The organism is Saccharothrix sabaoui, assembly GCF_051756985.1.
Classification (GTDB): domain Bacteria; phylum Actinomycetota; class Actinomycetes; order Mycobacteriales; family Pseudonocardiaceae; genus Actinosynnema.
Window position 1 is genome coordinate 1 of the sequence record NZ_JBPKJK010000160.1, and the last position, 20,139, is coordinate 20,139.

At 73.3% G+C, this 20,139-nt stretch carries 23 protein-coding genes and 1 tRNA gene; 15 read left to right on the forward strand and 9 right to left on the reverse strand.

The genetic code is table 11. The features are described 5' to 3' along the window. The 5 genes from ACR807_RS33885 to ACR807_RS33905 form a co-directional block, all read left to right on the forward strand. On the forward strand, positions 1–1,468 hold a 1,468-nt coding region (locus ACR807_RS33885; RefSeq protein WP_438925563.1), incomplete at its 5' end, for an LCP family protein. A gap of 46 nt (positions 1,469–1,514) precedes the next feature. After that, the gene (locus ACR807_RS33890) at positions 1,515–2,222 is read left to right on the forward strand and encodes a SanA/YdcF family protein (RefSeq protein WP_438925564.1); all 708 of its coding nucleotides are present in this window, start codon (positions 1,515–1,517) and stop codon (positions 2,220–2,222) included. 129 nt (positions 2,223–2,351) lie between these two features. Next, a complete protein-coding gene (locus ACR807_RS33895) occupies positions 2,352–2,834 on the forward strand; it encodes a helix-turn-helix domain-containing protein (protein WP_438925565.1) in 483 nt (160 codons plus the stop codon). Between the two features lie 114 nt (positions 2,835–2,948). Next, positions 2,949–4,127 carry a Mur ligase family protein gene (locus ACR807_RS33900; RefSeq protein WP_438925566.1) on the forward strand — a complete coding sequence of 393 codons (1,179 nt, stop codon included), beginning with the start codon at positions 2,949–2,951 and terminating at the stop codon, positions 4,125–4,127. Next, complete coding sequence (locus ACR807_RS33905) at positions 4,124–4,834, forward strand: type 1 glutamine amidotransferase (RefSeq protein ID WP_438925567.1); 711 nt, start codon at positions 4,124–4,126, stop codon at positions 4,832–4,834. The genes ACR807_RS33900 and ACR807_RS33905 overlap by 4 nt, the downstream gene beginning before the upstream one ends. Positions 4,835–5,026: 192 nt before the next feature. Here ACR807_RS33905 and ACR807_RS33910 read toward each other — a convergent pair whose 3' ends face one another. Beyond that, complete coding sequence (locus ACR807_RS33910; protein ID WP_438925568.1) at positions 5,027–6,514, reverse strand: flavin-containing monooxygenase; 1,488 nt, start codon at positions 6,512–6,514, stop codon at positions 5,027–5,029. 178 nt (positions 6,515–6,692) lie between these two features. Here ACR807_RS33910 and ACR807_RS33915 point away from each other — a divergent pair, with 178 nt between their 5' ends. Further along, on the forward strand, positions 6,693–7,268 hold the full coding sequence (locus ACR807_RS33915; protein WP_438925585.1) for a TetR/AcrR family transcriptional regulator: 576 nt from the start codon (positions 6,693–6,695) through the stop codon (positions 7,266–7,268). Between the two features lie 7 nt (positions 7,269–7,275). Here ACR807_RS33915 and ACR807_RS33920 read toward each other — a convergent pair whose 3' ends face one another. After that, entirely contained in the window at positions 7,276–7,764 is a 489-nt protein-coding gene (locus ACR807_RS33920; protein WP_438925569.1) for an LPXTG cell wall anchor domain-containing protein, read from the reverse strand. Between the two features lie 256 nt (positions 7,765–8,020). Between ACR807_RS33920 and ACR807_RS33925 the strand changes: the two genes are divergently transcribed. Together ACR807_RS33925 and ACR807_RS33930 are read left to right on the forward strand one after the other, a co-directional pair. Continuing rightward, a complete protein-coding gene (locus ACR807_RS33925) occupies positions 8,021–8,398 on the forward strand; it encodes a hypothetical protein (RefSeq protein ID WP_438925570.1) in 378 nt (125 codons plus the stop codon). A 54-nt stretch (positions 8,399–8,452) separates the two neighbouring features. Further along, on the forward strand, positions 8,453–9,070 hold the full coding sequence (locus ACR807_RS33930) for a TetR/AcrR family transcriptional regulator (protein ID WP_438925571.1): 618 nt from the start codon (positions 8,453–8,455) through the stop codon (positions 9,068–9,070). 1 nt (position 9,071) lies between these two features. Here the strand turns inward: ACR807_RS33930 and ACR807_RS33935 are convergent, their stop codons facing one another. Further along, complete coding sequence (locus tag ACR807_RS33935; RefSeq protein ID WP_438925572.1) at positions 9,072–9,293, reverse strand: DUF3618 domain-containing protein; 222 nt, start codon at positions 9,291–9,293, stop codon at positions 9,072–9,074. A gap of 122 nt (positions 9,294–9,415) precedes the next feature. Between ACR807_RS33935 and ACR807_RS33940 the strand changes: the two genes are divergently transcribed. Further along, positions 9,416–9,489 (forward strand) — tRNA-Leu (locus ACR807_RS33940). A gap of 37 nt (positions 9,490–9,526) precedes the next feature. Here the strand turns inward: ACR807_RS33940 and ACR807_RS33945 are convergent. Next, positions 9,527–10,492 (reverse strand): CobW family GTP-binding protein, encoded by a 966-nt coding sequence (locus ACR807_RS33945; protein ID WP_438925573.1) that lies wholly within the window; start codon positions 10,490–10,492, stop codon positions 9,527–9,529. Between the two features lie 347 nt (positions 10,493–10,839). Here ACR807_RS33945 and ACR807_RS33950 point away from each other — a divergent pair, with 347 nt between their 5' ends. Further along, a complete protein-coding gene (locus ACR807_RS33950; protein WP_438925574.1) occupies positions 10,840–11,457 on the forward strand; it encodes a DedA family protein in 618 nt (205 codons plus the stop codon). Here ACR807_RS33950 and ACR807_RS33955 read toward each other — a convergent pair. Together ACR807_RS33955 and ACR807_RS33960 are read right to left on the reverse strand one after the other, a co-directional pair. Beyond that, positions 11,442–12,080 (reverse strand): response regulator transcription factor, encoded by a 639-nt coding sequence (locus ACR807_RS33955; RefSeq protein ID WP_438925575.1) that lies wholly within the window; start codon positions 12,078–12,080, stop codon positions 11,442–11,444. The genes ACR807_RS33950 and ACR807_RS33955 overlap by 16 nt on opposite strands. Then, on the reverse strand, positions 12,071–13,087 hold the full coding sequence (locus ACR807_RS33960) for a sensor histidine kinase (RefSeq protein WP_438925576.1): 1,017 nt from the start codon (positions 13,085–13,087) through the stop codon (positions 12,071–12,073). Before ACR807_RS33960 ends, ACR807_RS33955 begins: the two co-directional genes overlap by 10 nt. A gap of 126 nt (positions 13,088–13,213) precedes the next feature. On the opposite strand from ACR807_RS33960, the gene ACR807_RS33965 reads away from it, so the two are divergent. Continuing rightward, entirely contained in the window at positions 13,214–14,578 is a 1,365-nt protein-coding gene (locus tag ACR807_RS33965) for a styrene monooxygenase/indole monooxygenase family protein (RefSeq protein ID WP_438925577.1), read from the forward strand. On the opposite strand, the gene ACR807_RS33970 is transcribed toward ACR807_RS33965, so the two are convergent. Next, positions 14,544–15,599, reverse strand: coding sequence for an FAD-dependent oxidoreductase (locus ACR807_RS33970; RefSeq protein ID WP_438925578.1), 1,056 nt, complete (start codon positions 15,597–15,599; stop codon positions 14,544–14,546). The two genes, ACR807_RS33965 and ACR807_RS33970, sit on opposite strands and share 35 nt — an antisense overlap. A gap of 106 nt (positions 15,600–15,705) precedes the next feature. Between ACR807_RS33970 and ACR807_RS33975 the strand changes: the two genes are divergently transcribed. The 3 genes from ACR807_RS33975 to bcp all read left to right on the forward strand — a co-directional run bounded on the left by ACR807_RS33975 (position 15,706) and on the right by bcp (position 18,057). Next, entirely contained in the window at positions 15,706–16,734 is a 1,029-nt protein-coding gene (locus tag ACR807_RS33975) for an LLM class flavin-dependent oxidoreductase (protein WP_438925579.1), read from the forward strand. 285 nt (positions 16,735–17,019) lie between these two features. Continuing rightward, entirely contained in the window at positions 17,020–17,550 is a 531-nt protein-coding gene (locus ACR807_RS33980; RefSeq protein WP_438925580.1) for a hypothetical protein, read from the forward strand. 30 nt (positions 17,551–17,580) lie between these two features. Beyond that, positions 17,581–18,057: a thioredoxin-dependent thiol peroxidase gene (gene bcp / locus ACR807_RS33985; protein ID WP_438925581.1), complete on the forward strand. Its 477-nt coding sequence runs from the start codon at positions 17,581–17,583 to the stop codon at positions 18,055–18,057. 95 nt (positions 18,058–18,152) lie between these two features. Here the strand turns inward: bcp and rdgB are convergent, their stop codons facing one another. Further along, positions 18,153–18,755 (reverse strand): RdgB/HAM1 family non-canonical purine NTP pyrophosphatase, encoded by a 603-nt coding sequence (gene rdgB, locus ACR807_RS33990; protein ID WP_438925582.1) that lies wholly within the window; start codon positions 18,753–18,755, stop codon positions 18,153–18,155. After that, complete coding sequence (gene rph, locus ACR807_RS33995) at positions 18,752–19,516, reverse strand: ribonuclease PH (protein ID WP_438925583.1); 765 nt, start codon at positions 19,514–19,516, stop codon at positions 18,752–18,754. Before rph ends, rdgB begins: the two co-directional genes overlap by 4 nt. A 54-nt stretch (positions 19,517–19,570) precedes the next feature. Here rph and ACR807_RS34000 point away from each other — a divergent pair, with 54 nt between their 5' ends. Beyond that, the gene (locus ACR807_RS34000) at positions 19,571–20,092 is read left to right on the forward strand and encodes a DUF2231 domain-containing protein (RefSeq protein ID WP_438925584.1); all 522 of its coding nucleotides are present in this window, start codon (positions 19,571–19,573) and stop codon (positions 20,090–20,092) included. Positions 20,093–20,139 lie beyond the last annotated feature (47 nt).

The window sequence follows — 20,139 nt, forward strand, 5'->3', positions numbered from 1 at the left end:
CGGCGCGCTCGTCGGCCGCACGGTCCTGGCGCTCGCCTCGGTGGCCGTGCTGCTGGGCACGGGCTACGCGTACGCCAACTTCCAGTCGCTGACCGAGAGCATCTCCACCACGGACGTGATCGGCGCGGAGGGCGGCGGCGAGAAGCCCGCCGACGGCTCGGTCGACATCCTCATGGTGGGCATGGACAGCCGCACCGACTCGAAGGGCAACCCGCTGCCGCGGGAGGTCCTCGACGAGCTCCAGGCGGGCGACGAGACGGCCGGCGGCCTGAACACCGACACGTTGATCCTGATGCACGTGCCGAACGACGGCGGCAAGGCCGTCGCGGTGTCGTTCCCGCGCGACTCGTACGTGAAGATCGCGGGCGGCTACGGCCGCCACAAGATCAACTCGGCGTACGGGTACGGCAAGGACGACGCCATCGAGCGCCTCAAGCGCGAGGGCGAGTCCGACCCGGCCCAGCTGGACGTCAAGTCCCGCAAGGACGGCGCGAAGAACCTCATCGCGACCGTCCAGGACCTCACCGGCGTCACCGTCGACCACTACGCCGAGATCAACCTGGTCGGGTTCTACGAGATCACCAAGGCCGTCGGCGGCGTGGACGTGTGCCTCAACCAGGCCACCCGGGACGAGTTCTCCGGCGCCGACTTCGCCGCCGGGCCGCAGAAGGTCCAGGGCCGCGAGGCGCTGGCGTTCGTCCGCCAGCGGTACGGGCTGCTGCGCGGCGACCTGGACCGGATCGTGCGCCAGCAGGTGTTCATGGCGGGTTTGGCCAAGCAGATCCTGTCCGCGGGCACGTTGTCCGACCCAGGCAGGCTCGGTGCCCTGATCGACGCCCTGAGCAGGTCCATCGTGCTCGACGAGGGCTGGGACGTGCTGAGGTTCGCCACCCAGATGAAGGACCTGACCGGCGGCAACCTCAAGTTCGAGACCATCCCGACCGGCGACCCGGAGCTCCAGACGCCCGAGGACGGCCTGGCGATCGAGGTCAAGGAACGGGACGTGCGGAAGTTCTTCGAGAACCTCGGCGCCGACCCGACCGCGCCGGGCTCCTCGTCCACCGCGCCGACCGTGGACCCGGCCGCGGTGACCGTCGAGGTGCGCAACGCCTCGGGCGTGGGCGGGCTGGCCGGCCGCGTGCTGCGGTCCCTGGTCGCCGAGGGGTACGTGGACGGCGGCTCGGGCAACGCCGCCGAGGAGGTGACGTCCTCCGCGGTGCGCCACGGCCTCGGCGGCGAGGACGGCGCGGCGGCCGTCGCCGACTTCCTCGGCGGCCTCGACGTCGAGGAGGACCCCGACGTCCCGACCGGGCACGTGCGGGTGTTCCTCGGCCCGGAGTACGACGGGCCGGGCGTCCAGGGCCTCGCCGGCGGGCCGCTGGTCGGCCTGGACGGCGCGCGGCGGCAGCCGGCGACGACCACGCCGGAGCAGCCCATCACCGCGGACGGGGTGCGCTGCGTCAACTGACCCGCGCGGGACCGGTCCGCGCGGGCGGAACTCGGGGGAGGCGTTCGTGGAGGACTTCGCGGGACGGGTGCGGGCGGGCGCGGGCCGGGCGGCGCGGCTGCTGCGGCGGCGCTGGCGGCGCGCGCTGGTCGTGACCGGGCTGCTGGTGCTGCTGGCGGCCACGCCGTGGGTGTGGGTGCGGGCGAGCAGCGCGCCGTACGTGCACGGCGCGGCGGACGTGCCCGAGGCGCCGGTGGCGCTGGTGCTGGGCGCGGGCCTGACCCGGTCCGGGGCGCCGACGCCGTTCCTGGCGGGCCGGCTGGACGTGGCGGCGGAGCTGTACCGGACCGGCAAGGTGAAGGTGCTGCTGGTCAGCGGGGACAACAGCACCACCGACTACGACGAGCCGAGCGCCATGCGCGGCTACCTGGTGCGCCGGGGCGTGCCCGAGCGGGTCGTCGTGGCCGACTACGCGGGCCTGGACACGTGGGACTCGTGCACGCGGGCCAAGCGGGTCTTCGGCGTCGAGCGGCTGACCGTGGTGACCCAGGGCTTCCACCTGCCGCGCGCCGTGGCGCTGTGCCGGTCGGCGGGCCTGGACGCGCGCGGCGTGGGCCACGACACGTCCCGGCGCTGGGCCACGACGACCGCCTACGGCCACTTCCGGGAGGTCTTCGCGGCGGGCAAGGCGATGTGGGACGGCGTGGTGGCCGAACCGGACCCCCGGTTCCTGGGGCCGACCGAGCAGGGGGTTACCCGTGCTCTCACCCCGTAAACGCTACTTTCGGTACTACTCGGTTAGCCCGATCGGGCGATAAATGGGACAACTCGCGTAAGCGATCCCAAAGTCGCGCTTTCCATCTGCGTGGGGTCTGTCGGGGCCCCCGCGGACGGAGGATCGACGGTGCAGATCGACACAGCGGCGTACCAGCGCGTGCTCGGGGACGAGCTGCGCAGCCTGCGCAAGCAGCGCGGATGGACCCGCAAGGAGCTCAACCGACGTTTGCAGAGCGAGATCTCGCTCCAGACGCTGGCCACCTACGAGCTGGGCACCCGCCAGTGCTCAGTGGTCCGGCTGGTGGAGATCTGCGTCGCCCTGGGCGTGCCCGCGCACCAGGTGCTGGCCCGGGTCCACGAACGTGTGTTCGGGGACGCCCCGGCCGGTCACCTGGCGGTGAACCTCAGCGCGGTCGTCGCCGACACGCGACCGCAGCTGCTGCCGCTGCGCCGCTGGGCCCAGGGCAGGCTCGCCCAGCTCGCCCCCGGGCAGCCGGCCGAGGTGCACCTGGACCTGCCCGCGCTGGAGTACATGGCGCAGTTGTGCCAGCTCAGCACGGTGGACCTGATCAGGACCCTGCGGGAGCTGGACAACCACCGACCCCGGTAGCATCGGGGGCACTCCCCCACCCCTGACCGTGCAGGAAGTCGCTTGCCGAACACTCCAGGTGCAGACCCAGCCCGCCTGCCGCTGCGCACCGCGGCCGCCGTGCGACTGGGCAACATGAGCTCGAAGCTGTCGCAGAAGATGGGCCTCGGCGCCGGTGGCATGATCGGCGGCCGGGTCGCGCTGCGGCTGGACCCGCAGGCGTTGGCGCACCTCACCCAGGGTCGCGCCGTCGCACTGGTGACCGGGACCAACGGCAAGACCACCAGCACGATGATGCTCAGCCGCGCCGTGTCGTTCCTCGGCGAGGTCGCCACCAACCACGGCGGCGCGAACATGCCGGACGGGCACGTGACCGCGCTGTCCAAGCAGCCCGACGCGCCGTACGCGGTGCTGGAGGTCGACGAGGGGTACTTCCCCGAGGTCGTGCGGGCGGCGGCGCCCGCCGTGGCCGTGCTGCTGAACCTGTCGCGCGACCAGCTCGACCGGGTCGGCGAGGTCCGCACCATCGAGAAGTCGCTGCGCACCGCGCTCAAGACGGTGACCGGGACCGTCGTCGCCAACTGCGACGACATCATGGTCACCTCGGCCGCGCGCGACTGCTCGAACGTGGTGTGGGTGGCCACCGGCACGGGCTGGCACAACGACGCGGCCTCGTGCCCGCGCTGCGGCGACCCGATCCGCTGGCAGGGCGAGCACTGGCACTGCACCGGCTGCGACCTCGCCCGGCCCCGGCCGAACTGGATCACCGGTGACGGCTGGCTGGTCACGCCGAACGGCGTGAAGGTCGAGCTGTCGCTGCGGCTGCCCGGCAAGTTCAACCAGGCCAACGCGGTGATGGCGACCGCCGCCGCCGCCGCGCTCGGCGTGCCCGTCGAGGAGGCCGTGCAGCGGCTGCGCGGCGTGTCCAACGTGGCCGGCCGGTACCGGACGATCCAGCGGACGGGCCACCGCGCCCGCCTGCTGCTGTCGAAGAACCCGGCCGGCTGGAGCGAGACGCTGACCGTGGTGCGCGAGGCCGACCACCCGGCCGTGCTCGTGATCAACGCGCACGAGGCCGACGGGCGCGACCTGTCGTGGCTGTGGGACGTGCCGTTCGAGCGGCTCCAGGGCCGCCAGGTCATCGCGTCCGGCGAACGCGCCACCGACCTGGCCGTCCGGCTCACCTACGCCGAGGTGCGGCACACGATCGTGCCCGACCCGCTGGCGGCGATCGACGCCATGCCGCCCGGCCCGGTCGAGGTCATCGCCAACTACACCGCTTTCCGGGACCTGAACGCGAGGGCCGCCGAGTGACGACGTCCAAGGTCCAGATCGCCCTGGTGCTGCCCGACCTGCTCGGCACCTACGGCGACTTCGGCAACGCGGTCGTGCTGGAGAAGCGCATGACGTGGCGGGGCATCCCCGCCGAGATCGTCACGGTGCGGTTCGGCGAGCCGGTGCCCGACTCGTGCGACATCTACGTGGTCGGCGGCGGCGAGGACACGGCGCAGACGCTGGCCGTGCGGCACCTGCGGGAGCACCCCGGGATGCAGCGCGCGGCGGCGCGCGGCGCGGTGGTCCTCGGCGTGTGCGCGGGCATCCAGATCTTCGGCGAGTCGTTCACCCGGGCCGACCAGGTCACGCACGCCGGCCTGGGCCTGATCGACTCGACGTCGCACGCGGGCGGCAGCCGGGCCATCGGCGAGGTGATCGCGACGCCCGCGAACGGCCTGTTCGACGGCATCCTGACGGGTTTCGAGAACCACCAGGGCCGCACCGTGCTGGGGCCGTCCGCGCAGCCGTTGGCGCACGTCAAGGTGGGTACCGGCAACGACGGCTCGGTGGAGGGCGCGGTCCAGGGCCGCATCCTGTGCACCTACCTGCACGGTCCCGTGCTGCCGCGCAACCCGCAGATCGCCGACCTCCTCATCGAGTGGGCCACCGGCACCAAGCCGGCCCCCCTCGAACTGGGCGACGTGACCCGCCTGCGGGCGGAACGCGCCAAGGCCGCCGGCGTCTGACCCGAGAGTCCAACACCCAGGCCCCGAGAGTCCAACGCTCAGACCTCGAGAGTCCAACCTCCAGGCCCCCTGAGTTCTACGTTCAGGCCGGAACACCGGCGGTCGTGAACGTAGAACTCAGGGGGCCTGAGCGTTGGACTCTCGGGGCCCGGGGGTACGACTCTCGGGGCCTGGGCGTTGGACTCTCGCGGGTTAGGCGGGGACCTTGGGGCGGCGGGCCCGGGTGAGGGTGTAGTCGGCCGGGTTCACGGTCCTCGTGCGCATCCAGTAGCGCCAGGTGAAGCCCGGCCACACGGTGCGGTTCACGCCCCGCGCGTCGAGGTACCAGCTCTTGCAGCCGCCCTCGGTCCACACGCCCCTGGTGAGCTTGCGCTGGAGCTGCCGGTTGAACCCCGCCTGCACGTCCGGCCGCACGTCCAGCTCGTCGGCGCGGTGCCGGTCGAGCAGCTCCAGGCACTGCCGGACGTAGCGGATCTGCGACTCGATCATGAACACCACGGAGTTGTGGCCGAGACCGGTGTTCGGGCCGAGCAGGAAGAAGAAGTTGGGGAACCCGGACACCGTGATGCCGTAGTAGGTCTCGATGCCCTCCTCGCGCCACTTCGTCGCCAGGTCGACACCGCCCTTGCCGGTGACGTCGAGGTGGTCGTACGACTCGACGACGTGGAAGCCGGTGCCGTAGATGATGGTGTCGACCTCGTGCTCGACGCCCGCGTTGTCCACGATCGAGCGCTCCCGCACCTCGGCGATGCCGTCGGTCACGAGGTCCACGGTGGGCTTGTTCAGCGCCGGGTAGAAGTCGTTGGAGATCAGCACGCGCTTGCAGCCCATGGTGTAGTCGGGCGTCAGCTTCTCCCGCAGCGCCGGGTCCTCGACCTGGCCGCGCAGGTGCCGGCGGGCGATGCCCTGGGCGAACTCCATGATCTTCGGGTTCACCGCGAAGCCGAGCGCGCTGGACTCGCGCACCCAGTAGACGTAGTCGCGGTACAGGCGCTGGGTGAACGGCAGCGCGCCGAACAGCTTCTGCTCCCAGCCGCTGATGGACCGGTCCATCTTGGGCATGACCCACGGCGGCGTGCGCTGGAAGATCGTCATGCGCCCGACCCGGTCGGCGATGCGCGGCACGAACTGGATGGCGCTCGCGCCGGTGCCGACGACGGCGACCTTCCGCCCGGTGAGGTCGTGGTCGTGGTCCCACTGGGCCGAGTGGAACGCGCGGCCCTCGAACTTCTCGATGCCGGGCAGCGCCGGGACGTTCGGGATGTGCAGCGCGCCGATGCCCGCCACGACGGCCTTGGCGGTGTAGGTGTCGCCGTGCTCGGTGGCGACGTGCCAGACCTTCGCGTCCTCGTCCCAGCGCGCGCCGGCCACCTTCGCGTTGAACCGGATGTGCTCGCGCAGCCGGTACTTCTCGGCCACCCGGTGCAGGTAGTCCCGGATCTCCGGCTGCTTGGCGAACATGCGCGACCAGCGCGGGTTCAGCTCGAACGAGAACGAGTACATGTGGGACGGCACGTCGCACGCGCAGCCGGGGTAGGAGTTGTCCCGCCAGGTGCCACCGAGGTCGGACGCCTTCTCCAGCACGACGAAGTCGCGCTCCCCGCTGCGCTTCAGCTCGATCGCCATGCCCAGGCCGGAGAAACCCGTGCCGACGACCAGGACCTTGACCTCTCGGTGCATCCCGTCCTCCAAGTCCGGCTACATACTGCTCAGTAGGTTACTCCAAGTAAGTTACCTCCGGTAGTCTGGGTTCGTGACCCCCACCGAGGCCGCGGGAGCCGAGAAGTCGGGCGCCCGGAACGCGGACGCCCAGAACGCGGGCGCCGAGAACGCGGACGCCGCGCCCAAGCGCCGCCGGATGCCCAAGGCGCAGCGCAAGGCGCAGATGCTCGACGTCGCCGAGGCCGTGTTCGCCGAGCGCGGTTACCTGGCCGCGTCGATGGACGAGATCGCCGAACGCGTCGGGGTCTCCAAGCCGATGTTGTACGAGTACTACGGCTCCAAGGAGGGCCTGCTCATCGGCTGCATCCACCGCGCGCGCACCGAGCTGCTGGAGCGCACGCAGCGGGCCATCGCGGGCGCGGAGGGCCCCGAGGAGGTCCTGCGCCGGGGCCTGCTCGCGTTCTTCGAGTTCATCGCCGGGCACGAGCGGTCGTGGTCGCTGCTGCGCCACGAGGCGGCGATCACGGTGCCGTCCGCGGTCGAGGAGGTCGAGGGCATCCGGCGTCAGCAGACCGACCTGATCTCGGCCGTGCTCGTGGCCTTCGCCCCGGACCTCGACCCGGTCGAGGCGGAGGCGTTCGCCGAGATCGTGGTCGGCGCGACCGAGCGCCTGGCCCTGTGGTGCGAACGCCGCCCCGACGTCGGCCCCGAGCGGGCCACCGACTACGTCGTGGACGTCGTGTGGCGCGGCGTGGCGGCCCGGCTCGGCTGACGAGGGCTCAGGCCCCCCGACGACGGCGGCCGAGGAGCAGCAGGACGGCGCCCGCGAGCGCGCTGGCCAGCCCGACCAGGGCGGTCAGCAGCGGGGCCGAGCCGGTGTCGGCCAACGCGCGCCGGTCGCCCCCGCCGGCCACCAGGGCCGCCTGCGCACCGGCCGGTGCGACGGCGACGGCGGCAGCGGCGGTCGTGGTCGTGGTCTGCGCCGCGGTGGTACCGGTGGACGTCGCGGACGTGCCGGGGTCGATCGAGGTCGCGGACGTGCCGGACACCGCGGTGGTCGTGGTCGCCGTCGCCGAGGTGCCGGACACCGCGGTGGTCGTGGTGGTCTCCGGCACCGCGGTGGTCGTGGTGTGGCACGGCGGCTCGCCGCGACCGCAGACGTCGCCCCGGCCGGGCGGGCCGTCGAGCGCCGGGGTCGCCGACGCCACCCCCGGTGCCAGCAGCAGGCCGAGGGACAGGCTCACCGCGACGGTGGTTCGGCGACTCATGAAAACCTCCGGGTTGACGACGTTGCTCCGATCGGTCTGTCGGACCGTCGCCGCCCCACCGTTAGCGATCACGCACTTTCCTTACACGAACGGGTAATCGTTCGTTCGGGCCACCGTCCTCGTGCGAACGGCGTCACGCCGGCATCCCCCGCAGGTGGGAGGCAACTCCGGGACCACCTCACTCGTTAGGAGGACAGACGACGTGTTCGGCCCGGAACGCCGGTCAGATGGGACGAGACCGACGGAGGGCGCAGGCATGTCGAGACTCCCCATCACCGCGAACTACCGGCGCGACGGCGACGACTGGACCGTCGTCGTGCGCGCCGACGGCAAGGAGCTGACCGCGACGGCGCCCGGCCTGATCGCGGCGCGGCTCACCGCCGACCAGCTCGCGGACGAGATCGCGGGCCGGCACGCCGACCGCACCGTGGTGCACCTGCTCGACGGCGACGCGCTCGCGTTCTCGGTGGCGTACCTGCACACCCGCGCGGGCCTCGCGCCACCACCCCACCGCACCGCGGGGACGAGCACCCCGCGGCGGGGCACCCCGCGACAAGGCACCCCGGGGACGAGCACCACCGAGCCGGGCACCGCTGAACCGAGGACCACTCACGACCAGGTGATCGACGCCTAGTGCCGGCGGGCCCGGCCTAGGATGTCCGGCCTGAAGAGGCGACGGGAGCGCACGATGGCGACACCGGTGTACAGCGAGCCGACCAGAACGACCCCGCAACGGGGCAGACCGAGGGACGCGAGCCGCGACGACGCGCTGCGCCAGGCCGCGCTGGAGGTGATGGCGGAGGTGGGCTACCGGGCGTTGACCATGGACGCCGTCGCCGCGCGGGCGCGGGCGGGCAAGGCCACCATCTACCGGCGGTGGGAGTCGAAGCTCGACCTCGTGATCGACACGTGCACGCAGCTGGCGCAGCAGAACCTCGCCGAGCCCGACACCGGGTCGCTGGCGGGCGACCTGAGGGAGTTCCTCGCCGCGTTCGCCGCGTTCCTGTCCGGGCCGAGCGGCAAGGCGGCGCAGGCGCTGGTCGGCGAGCTGCCGCACGAGCCGGAGCTGGCCACCGCGTTCCGCGAGACGTTCCTGACCGCGCAGCGCGACGTGCTGCGCGGCATCCTGGAGCGCGCGGACGGACGGGGCGAACTGCGCCCCGACGCGCCGCGCGGCATGGCGGTCGAGATCGCGGGCGCCGCGCTGATCTACCGGCTGATGCTCACCGGGGACCCGCTGGACGTCCCGTTCGTCGACCGCGTGGTGGAACAGGTCCTGCTGCCCCTCGTCGCCAAGGGGCAGTAGGTCACCGGAACAGCTTGCGCAGCAAGGCGAACCCGAGGAGCACGGCCACCGCGATCAGCGAGTACCGGACCCTGGGTTCGTCGAGCTTCGCGCGCACGCTCTCCTTGCCGGACTCGACGAAGCGCTGGGGGTTCGCCCTGGTGCCCAGTTCGTCCAGCGTCGCGGCCAGCGCGTCGCGAGCCTGCTCGATCTCGCGCTGGATGGTGTCGGGGTCGCGGGCCACATCTCCTCCTAGCTGCGGTCTGGCCACAACCGTAGTTGAGAGCCGCCCGCGCCGTTGAGCGGACCGGCGGATCGGTCCCTCGGGACCGGCCCGCCGGGGGCTGCGGATAAGCTTGCGCCGGCGGGCTCGTAGCCCAATTGGCAGAGGCACACGGTTTAGGTCCGTGCCAGTGAGAGTTCGAGTCTCTCCGGGCCCACGTCGTCAGCAGCGCCCTCGGCACCGCCGGGGGCCGCTCACGCCAGGTGGCGCAGGACCTCCAGCATCGACCGCGGGTCCACCGACGACGGGTCGGGCTCGACGCACGCGGCCAGCCCGGCGCGCACCGCGGGCACGTCGAGGCCGGTGCCGACCAGCACCAGCTCGGTGCGCCGCGGACCGGGCCACGCCGACCGCTCGAACCGCAGGAACGCGCCCACGGTGTGCAGGCCGAACCGCTGCCGGTGGCCGGGCACGTCGAACGACACGAACCCCTTGATCCGGTACAGCCCGGCGGGCCGCGCGTCGAGGAACGCCATGAGCCGCGCGGGGTTCAGGGCGTCGGCGGTGAACTCGACGCTCTCGTACCGCACGTGGTCGTGCTCGTGGCGCCCGCCCAGCTCCGCGAGCAGGTCGTCGAACGACAGCTGGCCGGCGGCGGTCCGCTCCACGCGGTCGAACAGCAGGCCGGGGTCGACCCGCCCGAACGTCGCCCGCACCACCGGCACGCCCGGCTTGAGCCGGTCCACCTCAGCGGCCACCGCGTCCGGGTCGGCGGCCCGGTCGACCTTGTTGAGCACGACGAGGTCGGCGACGCGCAGGTGGCGGGCCAGGTCGGCGGGCGGCTCGGCGGCGTCCACCAGCAGCACGAGCCCGCCGTAGGACAGCCGCGGGTTCTCGCTCGCCAGCACCATCCGGACCATGGCCTGCGGCTCGGCCAGGCCGCTGGCCTCGATCACGATGACGTCGACCAGGGAGTCGAGCTTGGCCAGCATCTCGTCCAGCTCGCTCACGTCGACGGCGCAGCACAGGCAGCCGCCGCTGAGCGAGACGGTGGAGTCGACCTGCCCGGCCACGCTCATCGCGTCCACGCCGATGGCGCCGAAGTCGTTGACCACCACGCCGACCCGGGTGCCGCGGGCGGCGGCGAGCAGGTGGTTGAGCAGCGTCGTCTTGCCGGAGCCGAGGAACCCCGCCACCACGACCACGGGGACGCGCTTCACGGGACCCGATCGTAGTCCAGGGTCGTGCTCCGGGGCCGCACGGTCAGGGGCCGCGCGGTCCCGGGGGTCGCGCGGTCCGGGGCCGCACGGTCAGGGGGCCGCCGGGGAGCGTGAGTGGAGTCGGCGGCACCGGGGTATCCCGTGGTGGAGGCCGCAAGCGCTCAGCGGGGAGGGGGTCGCGAACCGACGCCGAACCGGCGCGCCCGCCACGCGGTCGTGCCGGGGTGCCCGCCCGGGGTCCCCTCCGGGTTTCCCCCCTCGGGGACTCCCGCACTGGGGTTTTCCGCACCGCAGGTGTGCGGCCGGCTTCATGGTGGGCCCGTCGGCGGGTTCGTAATGTGGACAATATGGACATCGTCTCGTGGATCACCGACCTGATGGAAACGCTCGGCGCACCCGGCGCCGGGCTGGCCATCGCGCTGGAGAACCTGTTCCCGCCCCTGCCCAGCGAGCTGTTCCTGCCGTTGGCCGGGTTCACCGCCAGCCAGGGCCGGATGGGCCTCGTCGCCGCGATCCTGTGGACCACCGCGGGCTCGGTGGTGGGCGCGCTGCTGCTGTACTACCTGGGCGCCGCGCTGGGCCGCGACCGCATCCGCCGCATCGCGGGGCGGATGCCGCTGATGAAGGTGTCCGACGTGGACAAGTCGGAGGAGTGGTTCAACCGGCACGGCAAGGCCACCGTCTTCTTCGGCCGGATGGTGCCGGTCTTCCGCAGCCTCATCTCCATCCCGGCGGGCGTGGAGCGCATGCCGATCGTGCAGTTCACCCTGCTCACGGCGGCCGGCAGCCTGATCTGGAACACCGCGCTGATCCTCGCCGGCTACCTGCTCGGCGCGAACTACCACCTCGTCGACCAGTACCTCGGCGTCGTGTCCAAGGTCGTGCTCGGCCTCGTGGTGATCGCCGTCGTGTGGTTCGTGGTGTCCCGGCTCGTGCAGCGGAAGAAGGATCACGCCCGCAAGTAGCGCAGCACCGCCAGCACCCGCCGGCTGTAGCCGCCCTCGGCGGACAGCCCGAGCTTGTCGAAGATCGAGTTGACGTGCTTCTCGACCGCGCTGCGCGACACGTGCAGCCGCTCCGCGATCGCGTTGTTCGTGTGGCCCTCGGCCATGCGCGCCAGCACGTCCCGCTCCCGCGCGGTCAGCGCGTCCAGCGGGCTCGTGGTGCGGGCCAGCAGCCGGCGCACCACCTCCGGGTCGAACGCGGCGCCGCCCGCCCCCACCCGGCGCAGCGCGTCCAGGAACTCCTCCACCTGGACCACGCGGTCCTTCAGCAGGTAGCCCACGCCGTCGGCGTGCCCGGTGAGCAGGTCGACGGCGTAGCGCTGCTCGACGTACTGCGAGAGCACCAGCACGCCGACGCCCGGGAACCGCTCGCGGATCTCCAGGGCGGCCCTCATGCCCTCGTCGGTGTTCGTCGGGGGCATCCGCACGTCGGTCACCACGACGTCCGGCCGGTGCTCGGCCACCGCGGCGACCAGCTCCGCCGCGGTGCCGACGGCGGCCGGCACCTCGTGGCCCTCCTCGGCCAGCAGCCGCACGAGGCCCTCCCGCAGCAGCGCGGAGTCCTCGGCCAGGATCACCCGCACGGGATGCTCGCCTCGACCGCGGTGGGACCGCCCGCGGGACTGGTCACGGAGAACCGGCCGTCCAGCGCGAGCACCCGCCGGGACAGGCCGGCCAGCCCGCCGCCCGCCGGGTCCGCTCCCCCGGCGCCGTCGTCGACGACCCGCACGCGCACCGCGCCGCCGTCCTCGCTGATGTCCACGTCGATCATCGTCGCACCGGAGTGCTTGGCCGCGTTCGTCACCGCCTCGCACACCACGAAGTACACCGCGGTCTCCACCTGCGGCGCGGCGGTCAGCGCCGGGCAGGCGATGCGCACCGGGATGGCCGAGCGGTCGGCGACGGCCTCCAGCGCCTCGGCCAGGCCCAGCGAGTCCAGCGCGGCCGGGTAGACCCGCCAGGCGACCTCGCGCAGGTCCTCCAGCACGTGCCGGGACTCCTCGTGCGCCTGGGCGAGCAGGTCGGCCGCGCGGTCGGGGTTGCGGCGCGCGCGGCCCAGCAGCATCCCCAGGGCGACCAGCCGCTGCTGCACGCCGTCGTGCAGGTCGCGCTCGATGCGGCGGCGCTCGGCGTCCACCGCGGCCACGATGCCCGCCCGGCTGGCGGCCAGCTCGTCCACGCGGCGGCGCAGCAGCTCGGCCTCGCTCGGCCCGAGGAAGCGGTGCGCGACCCGCTGCTCCAGGGCGACGACGCCGATGATCCCCTGCACCTCGATGTAGAGCAGGACGACGCCCACCAGGGCCGTCCACAGGTACTCGACGAGGTCGTCGTCGGCGTTCAGCTCGGGACCCGTGTCGCCCACGACCAGCCGGTGGGCGATGATCCCGGCCATGGCCAGGCCGTAGTACAGCCACGCCACCACGACCCCGCCGAACAGGCCGACGAGCCAGCGCACCGCGAGGTAGCGGGTCGCCCGGTCGTGGTCCGGTTCGGCCGTGTCGAACCCGAACGCCCACGAGAGACGGCGGCGTTCCGCTTCCGCCACCGGTCGGGCCCACTTCCGGGCGAACGCCACGACCAGCACGTTCACGGCCGAAGTGACGAATCCGAGTGACAAACCCATAACGACGCGCAACGCCCTGTGCACATTAGTGAGGTTATAAGACCCGATCGTGCTATTGGCCTGATCGGGAAAGTCCGCCGAGTATTCGTAGACGTGCGCACAATCGCGGTCGTCGGTGCCGGTCAGGCGGGTCTCGTGTTGTCGGCGGCGCTGCTGCGGGCGGGGTGGCGGGTGTCGATCCACACCGACCTGACGCCGGACCAGCTCCTCGCCGACCGCGGCCGGCCCACCGCGTGCCTGTTCGGCGACCAGGTCGAGTACGAGGCGGAGCTGGGGCTCGACCTGCACCCCGGGGCGTCCCGCATCCACCACCTCCACCTCGACCTGGTGACCGGCGACGGCGGGGTCGCGTTCTCGGTCGACGCGCCGCTGCGCAAGCCCGCGCTGGCGGTGGACCAGCGGCTGAAGTTCGCCGGCGGGCTCACCGAGCTGGAGCGGCGCGGCGCGGAGGTGGTCGTCGGCGAGGTGTCGGTCGAGGACCTCGACCGGCTGGCCGCCGCGCACGACCTGGTCGTGGTGGCCGCCGGGTGCCGGTCGCTGACCGGGCTGTTCGAGCGGGACCCGGCGCGGTGCGTGCACTCCCGCCCGCAGCGCGCGCTGTTCATGGTGAACGTCCACGGCTACGACCTGGCGGCCCGCCCCGAGCACCGCGAGGGCGTGTTCTCGTTCGTGCCGGGCACCGCGGAGCTGTTCTGGTTGCCGTTCCACGACAAGGACGTGGGCGAGTCGCGCAGCATCGTGCTGGAGGCAGTGCCGGGCGGGCCGGCGGACCGGTTCCGCGGGGTCACGTCGGCCGACGAGGGCGTGGAGGTGCTCAAGGGCCTGGTGGACGAGCTGCTGCCGCACGAGTCGGCGTTCCTGCGGCCCGCGCGGGCGACGAGCCCGGTGACGTGGATCAAGGGCGAGGTCGTGCCGGTGGTGCGCCGCCCCGTCGGCGTGCTGCCGTCCGGGCGGCACGTGCTGGGCCTCGGCGACGCCGTGGTGCTCAACGACCCGCTGGCCGGGCAGGGGGCCAACAACGCGACCCGGATGGCCCGCTTCTTCGCCGGGGAGCTGACCGCGTTCGACGGGCCGTACGCGGCGTCGTGGCTGGCGGACCGGTTCGACGAGTGGTGGGAGCGGGGCCGGTTCGCGAACGAGTTCTCCAACGGGCTGCTCGCGCCGCTGCGGGGCTTCCAGCGGGAGCTGCTGCTCGCGGCGTCCCGGCGGGAGGGCGTCGGCGAGCAGCTGTTCGAGGGGTTCAACGACCCGGCGTCGCTGTTCCCGTGGTTCTTCGAGGAGGGCGCGGCGCGCGAGTTCCTGGCGCGGCACGACGTGGGCCGGTTCGACGTGCTGCGCTACAAGCTGGGCGTGGGGCTGCGGGTGGCCGGCCGGAGGTTCGGCGGCCGGGGGTTCGGCGGCCGGGAGCCGGGCGGGCGGGGGCTCAGGCGGCGGGCCGCGCGGACAGCAGCGACCTGATCTCGCGGGCGGCGACCCGGCCCGCGCGGGACGCGCCGACCGTGCTCGCCGACGGCCCGTAGCCGACGAGGTGCACGCGGGGGTCGGCGACCACGCGGGTGCCGTCCAGCTCGACGCCGCCGCCGGGCGCGCGCAGCCGCAGCGGCGCGAGGTGGTCGAGGGCGGCGCGGAAGCCGGTGGCCCACAGGATCGCGTCGGCGCGCTCGGAGCCGCCGTCCGGCCACACCACGCCGTCCTCGGTGATCCGCTCGAACAGCGGCCTGCGCGCCAGCACGCCGGTCCGCAGCCCCTCGCGGACGGCGGGGGTGAGGCTCAGGCCGGTCACGCTGACCACGCTGCGCGGCGGCAGGCCGCGGCGGACCCGCTCCTCCACCTCCGCCACGGCCGCGCGGCCGATCTCCGGGCCGAACGGCTCGTCGGAGAACTCGGGCTCGCGGCGGGTGACCCACGTGGTCGTGCCGCCGTGCGCGGCGATCTCCAGCAGCTGCTGCACGGCGGACGTGCCGCCGCCCACGACGACGACGTGCCGCCCGGCGAACCAGGCCGGGCCGGGGTACCGCGACGAGTGCAGCTGCCGGCCCCGGAACAGCTCCTGGCCGGGGTAGCTGGGCCAGAACGGGCGCGTCCACGTGCCGGTCGCGTTGACCAGGGCGTCGGCGGTGAAGGTGCCGCGGTCGGTCGCCACGTCCAGCGGGCCGCGCCGGTCGCCGGGGACGTGGTCGCGGACGGCGCGCACCCGGACCGGGCGGAGCACGTCCAGGCCCTCGCGGCGCTCGAAGTCGGCGAAGTAGGCGGGCAGCACCTCGTTGGCGGGCGCGTCCGGGTCGGGTTCGGCGAACGGCGCCCCGGGCAGGTCGTGGATGGCGTGCACGGTGGCCATGCGCAGCGTCGGCCAGCGGTGCCGCCACGCGCCGCCGGGGCCGTCCTCGGCGTCCAGGACGAGGTGGTCCAGGCCGGCCCGCCCGAGGAAGTGGGCGGTGGACAAGCCCGCCTGACCTGCGCCGATGACCACCACGTCCATGTCCTGGTCAACATCGCCGGCGTGGGCGGGCTTCCCGCGGGCGTGGTCGCGGGCATCACACCCGGACGGCGGAAGGCATCCGGCGCCCCGGGCGTTGTCCAGTGGCATGAGCCGACTCCGCGACGTGCCGCTGTCCGCACTCGACCTCGCCACGATCACCGCGGGGACGGACGCGCGCACGGCCCTCGCGCACACGCGCGAGCTGGCGCGGCACGTCGAGCGGCTCGGCTTCACCCGGTTCTGGCTGGCCGAGCACCACAACATGCCCGGCATCGCCAGTTCCTCGCCCGCGATCCTCATCGGCCACGTCGCCGACGCCACCACGACGCTGCGGGTCGGCTCCGGCGGCGTGATGCTGCCCAACCACCCGCCGCTGGTCGTGGCCGAGCAGTTCGGCACGCTCGCCGCCCTGCACCCCGACCGCATCGACCTCGGCATCGGCCGCGCGCCGGGCACGGACCAGCGCACCGCGCAGGCCCTGCGCCGCACCGCCGGCCCGCTGTCGGTCGACGACTTCCCGCAGCAGCTGGCCGAGCTGAACGGGTACTTCGACGGCACCGAGCAGCTGCTCGCCGTGCCCGCGAAGGGCAACAAGCCGGACGTGTTCCTGCTCGGGTCGAGCGGGTACAGCGCGCAGGTCGCGGGCCTGCTCGGGCTGCCGTTCGCGTTCGCCCACCACTTCAGCGCGGAGAACACGCTGCCCGCGCTCGCCCTGTACCGCGAGCGGTTCCGGCCGTCCGCGCGGCTGTCCGAGCCGTACGCGCTGGTGTGCGCCTCGGTGCTGGTCGCGGACACCGACGAGCGCGCGCGGTACCTCGCCCAGCCGGGCGCGCTGTCGTTCCTGAAGCTGCGCAGCGGCCGGCCGGGGGCGGTGGCCACCAACGAGGAGGCCGACGCGTACCCGTACACCGACGTGGAGCGGCTGATCGTGGAGGACCGGATGGCCTCCCAGGTGATCGGCTCGCCGGGGACGGTGGAGGCCGGGCTGGAGCGGCTGCTGGCCGACACGGCGGCCGACGAGCTGATGGTGACCACGATGGTCGCCGAGCAGTCCGACCGGCTCCGGTCGTACGAGCTTCTCGCCCAGATCGCCCAACGTTCACCCGAACGAGTGAAGACCGACGTCGAGGTGTAGCGGTTCGCGGCACAACCGCGATGATCAGTACGAGCGCGCACGCCCCCCGACGCGCTCATCAACTCCCGGGCGGTCCGCCGCTCGGAGCTCGGCCGCCGCCGACCCGCGTGGGCGCCGCCCGGTGTGGCGACGCCCACGCGGGCAGCCGCGCGTCATCACGTCTTGGCCACGGGCGTGCACCAGGTGCGCTTCAAGGCCCTGTATCGGTTCCCGAGCACTCCCGCTCCGCGTCATGGTGGTGACCTGTCGCAGTCAGCCCACCGCCGGGGCGGGAAGGGGAGGTTCGTGGAAATCGCCAGACTGGCCGCCGGCGCGTTCGTCGTCCTGGCCTTGGCGGGATGTGCGGACCACACCGGCCTGACCACCGCCGAGCCACCGTCCGAAGTGGCCGAGCAGGGCGCGGACGCGTCACCCGCCTCCCCGTACGCCGCGTTCGGCGCGCAGCGGGTGTGGGCCGACGGCATGGCCGTCACGGTGTCGCCGCCGTCCTCGCTGGAACCCAGCGACACCTCGTTCCCGAAGTCGCCGCGCACCGCCGTGTTCACCCTGACCCTGGTCAACGGCACCCCGGAGCCGTACCTGACGAGCCAGCTCGTCGTGCGCGCCTCCGTCGAGGGGCGGCAGGTGGCCGAGGTGCGCGACTCCGTGCAGGGGCTGGGCGGCGTGGCCGCCGCCGTGCCCGAGGTCGCGGCCGGCGCGGAGACCGTGCTGACGGTGGCGTTCGCGGTGCCGCAGGAGCCCGTGCCGATCCGGGTCGTGGTCGAGCCGAACGGCACCGGGCAGGAACCGAGCGCGGTCTACGAGGGCACCGGCTGACCGCGCGGCGGCTCTTGTAGCGTCTCGGCAATGACCGAGCAGAAGCGCCTGTCCCCCGGCGACCAGGCCCCGGCGTTCACCCTGCCCGACAGCACGGGCGCACCCGTCTCGTTGGCGGACTACGCGGGCCGTTCCGTGGTCGTGTACTTCTACCCGGCGGCGAGCACGCCGGGCTGCACCAAGCAGGCGTGCGACTTCCGCGACAACCTCGGCGACCTCGCGTCCGCCGGCTACGACGTGGTGGGCGTCTCCCCCGACAAGCCGGCGAAGCTGGCGAAGTTCGCCGAGGCGGAGGGGCTGAACTTCCCGCTGCTGTCCGACGTCGACCGCGCGGTGCTCACCGAGTGGGGCGCGTACGGGGAGAAGCAGAACTACGGCCGCACCGTGATGGGCGTGATCCGGTCGACGTTCCTCGTGGGACCGGACGGCAAGGTCGTGAAGGCGCTCTACAACGTGCGCGCGACCGGGCACGTGGCCAAGCTGCTGCGCGAGCTGCCGACCGCCTGACCACCCCGGTGCCCGCCGCCCGGTCGGGGCGGCGGGGCACGGCCCGGTCAGGCGGTCACGCGGTCAGGCAGTCGCGCGGTCAGGCAGTCACGCGGTCAGGCGCGGGCCAGCTCCCGCAGGTGCGGCAGCAGCAGGCGCAGCGCGCGTCCCCGGTGGGAGAGGGCGTCCTTCTCCTCCGGGGACAGCTCGGCCGACGTCACGTCGTGGCCCTCGGGCACGAACACCGGGTCGTAGCCGAAACCGTTGGCGCCGCGCGGCTCGCGGGCGACCGAGCCCCGCCACTCGCCGCGCACCACGGTCTCGGTGTCGCCGGTCACGAACGCCGCCGTGCAGACGAACGCGGCGCCGCGGCGCTCGTCCGGGACGTCGCGCAGCTGGCCCAGGACCAGCCGCGTGTTGGCCTCGTCGTCGCCGTGCGCGCCGGACCAGCGCGCCGACAGGACGCCGGGCATGCCGTTGAGGGCGTCGATCGCGATGCCCGAGTCGTCCGCGACCGACGGCAGGCCGGTGGCCCGGTACGCGTCCCGCGCCTTGGCCAGGGCGTTGCCCTCGAACGTCGGGTCGGTCTCCGGGGCCTCCGGGAACTCGGGCACGTCGTCCAGGCCGACGACCTCGATGCCGTCGAGGCCCTCGGCGAGCAGGATGCGGCGCAGCTCGCCGAGCTTCTTCTTGTTGCGCGACGCCAGCAGCAGCTTCACTTCTTCTTCGCCTTCGGCTCGGGCAGCACGCCGGGGTAGGGCAGGGCCAGCGCCTCGGCCTGCACGCGGTTCAGCTCGGCGCAGCCCGCCAGCGCCAGGTCGAGCATCTTGTCCAGGGTCGAGCGGGCGAACGTGGCGCCCTCGCCGGTGCCCTGCACCTCGATCAGGGTGCCCGCGTCGGTCGCGACGACGTTCATGTCGACCTCGGCGCGCGAGTCCTCCTCGTACGGCAGGTCGAGGCGCACCCGGCCGTCGACCACGCCGACCGAGACGGCCGACACCGCGCAGGACAGCGGCTGAGGGTCGGCGAGGCGGCCGGCCGCGCCCAGCCACGTGACGGCGTCGGCCAGGGCCACGTACGCGCCGGTGATCGCCGCGGTGCGGGTGCCGCCGTCGGCCTGGATCACGTCGCAGTCGATCACGATGGTGTTCTCGCCCAGCGAGGCCAGGTCGATGCACGCCCGCAGGGAACGCCCGATCAGGCGGCTGATCTCGTGCGTGCGGCCACCGATCCGGCCCTTCACCGACTCCCGGTCGCTGCGGCTGTGCGTCGCCGACGGCAGCATCGCGTACTCGGCGGTCACCCAGCCGAGGCCGGAACCGGACCGCCACCGCGGCACGCCCTCGGTGACGCTGGCCGCGCACAGCACGCGGGTGTTCCCGAACTCGATCAACACCGATCCCGCGGGCCACTGCTGGAAGCCGCGGGTGATCCGGATGTCGCGCAGCACGTCGTCGTTCCTGCCATCGGTCCTCAGCACGGCACTACCCTATTGCGCTGAACCCGGGGAAGGCCCACCGGCGTAGGGAGACGCATGGCACTCGCAGACGACCTGGTGACGTTCTTCGGTCTCCCGACGCACCCGTTGCTGGTCCACGCGGTGGTGGTGCTGCTCCCGCTGGCGGCGGCGGGGGCGGTCGCGGCGGCCGTCGTGCCGCGGTGGCGGAAGAAGTACGCGTGGCCCCTGCTCGGCGTGACGCTGCTCGGCGTGGGCTCGGTGCCGCTGGCCCAGGCGTCCGGTGACCAGCTCCACGCGAGGCTGGCGAGCCTCGGCAACCCGCTGATCGAGCGGCACGCGGAGCTGGGCAACGACCTGCTGCCGTTCGCGCTCGGGTTCGGCGTGGTGGTCGTGGCGCTGGTGGTCGCGGGCCGGCTCGCCGACCGGGAGCGCACCGCGGCGACGGAGAGCACGACGCCCGTGCCCAGGACGTGGCGGCGGATCGCGGTGGTCGTCAGCGTGCTCGTCGTCGCCGCCGGCGCCGCCGCCACCGTGCAGGTGGTCCGCATCGGCCACAGCGGCTCGACCGCCGTCTGGGACGGCATAGGCACCACCTGACCCACCCCCGAGAGTCCAACGCCCGGGCCCCGAGAGTCCAACGCTCA

Coding starts and splice junctions, on each gene's coding strand:
- ACR807_RS33900 (WP_438925566.1), top strand. CDS start 2,949: ATGAGCTCGAAGCTGTCGCAGAAGATGGGCCTCGGCGCCGGTGGCATG.
- ACR807_RS33910 (WP_438925568.1), bottom strand. CDS start 6,514: ATGCACCGAGAGGTCAAGGTCCTGGTCGTCGGCACGGGTTTCTCCGGC.
- ACR807_RS33915 (WP_438925585.1), top strand. CDS start 6,693: ATGCCCAAGGCGCAGCGCAAGGCGCAGATGCTCGACGTCGCCGAGGCC.
- ACR807_RS33920 (WP_438925569.1), bottom strand. CDS start 7,764: ATGAGTCGCCGAACCACCGTCGCGGTGAGCCTGTCCCTCGGCCTGCTG.
- ACR807_RS33925 (WP_438925570.1), top strand. CDS start 8,021: ATGTCGAGACTCCCCATCACCGCGAACTACCGGCGCGACGGCGACGAC.
- ACR807_RS33930 (WP_438925571.1), top strand. CDS start 8,453: ATGGCGACACCGGTGTACAGCGAGCCGACCAGAACGACCCCGCAACGG.
- ACR807_RS33950 (WP_438925574.1), top strand. CDS start 10,840: ATGGACATCGTCTCGTGGATCACCGACCTGATGGAAACGCTCGGCGCA.
- ACR807_RS33970 (WP_438925578.1), bottom strand. CDS start 15,599: ATGGACGTGGTGGTCATCGGCGCAGGTCAGGCGGGCTTGTCCACCGCC.
- ACR807_RS33975 (WP_438925579.1), top strand. CDS start 15,706: ATGAGCCGACTCCGCGACGTGCCGCTGTCCGCACTCGACCTCGCCACG.
- bcp (WP_438925581.1), top strand. CDS start 17,581: ATGACCGAGCAGAAGCGCCTGTCCCCCGGCGACCAGGCCCCGGCGTTC.
- ACR807_RS34000 (WP_438925584.1), top strand. CDS start 19,571: ATGGCACTCGCAGACGACCTGGTGACGTTCTTCGGTCTCCCGACGCAC.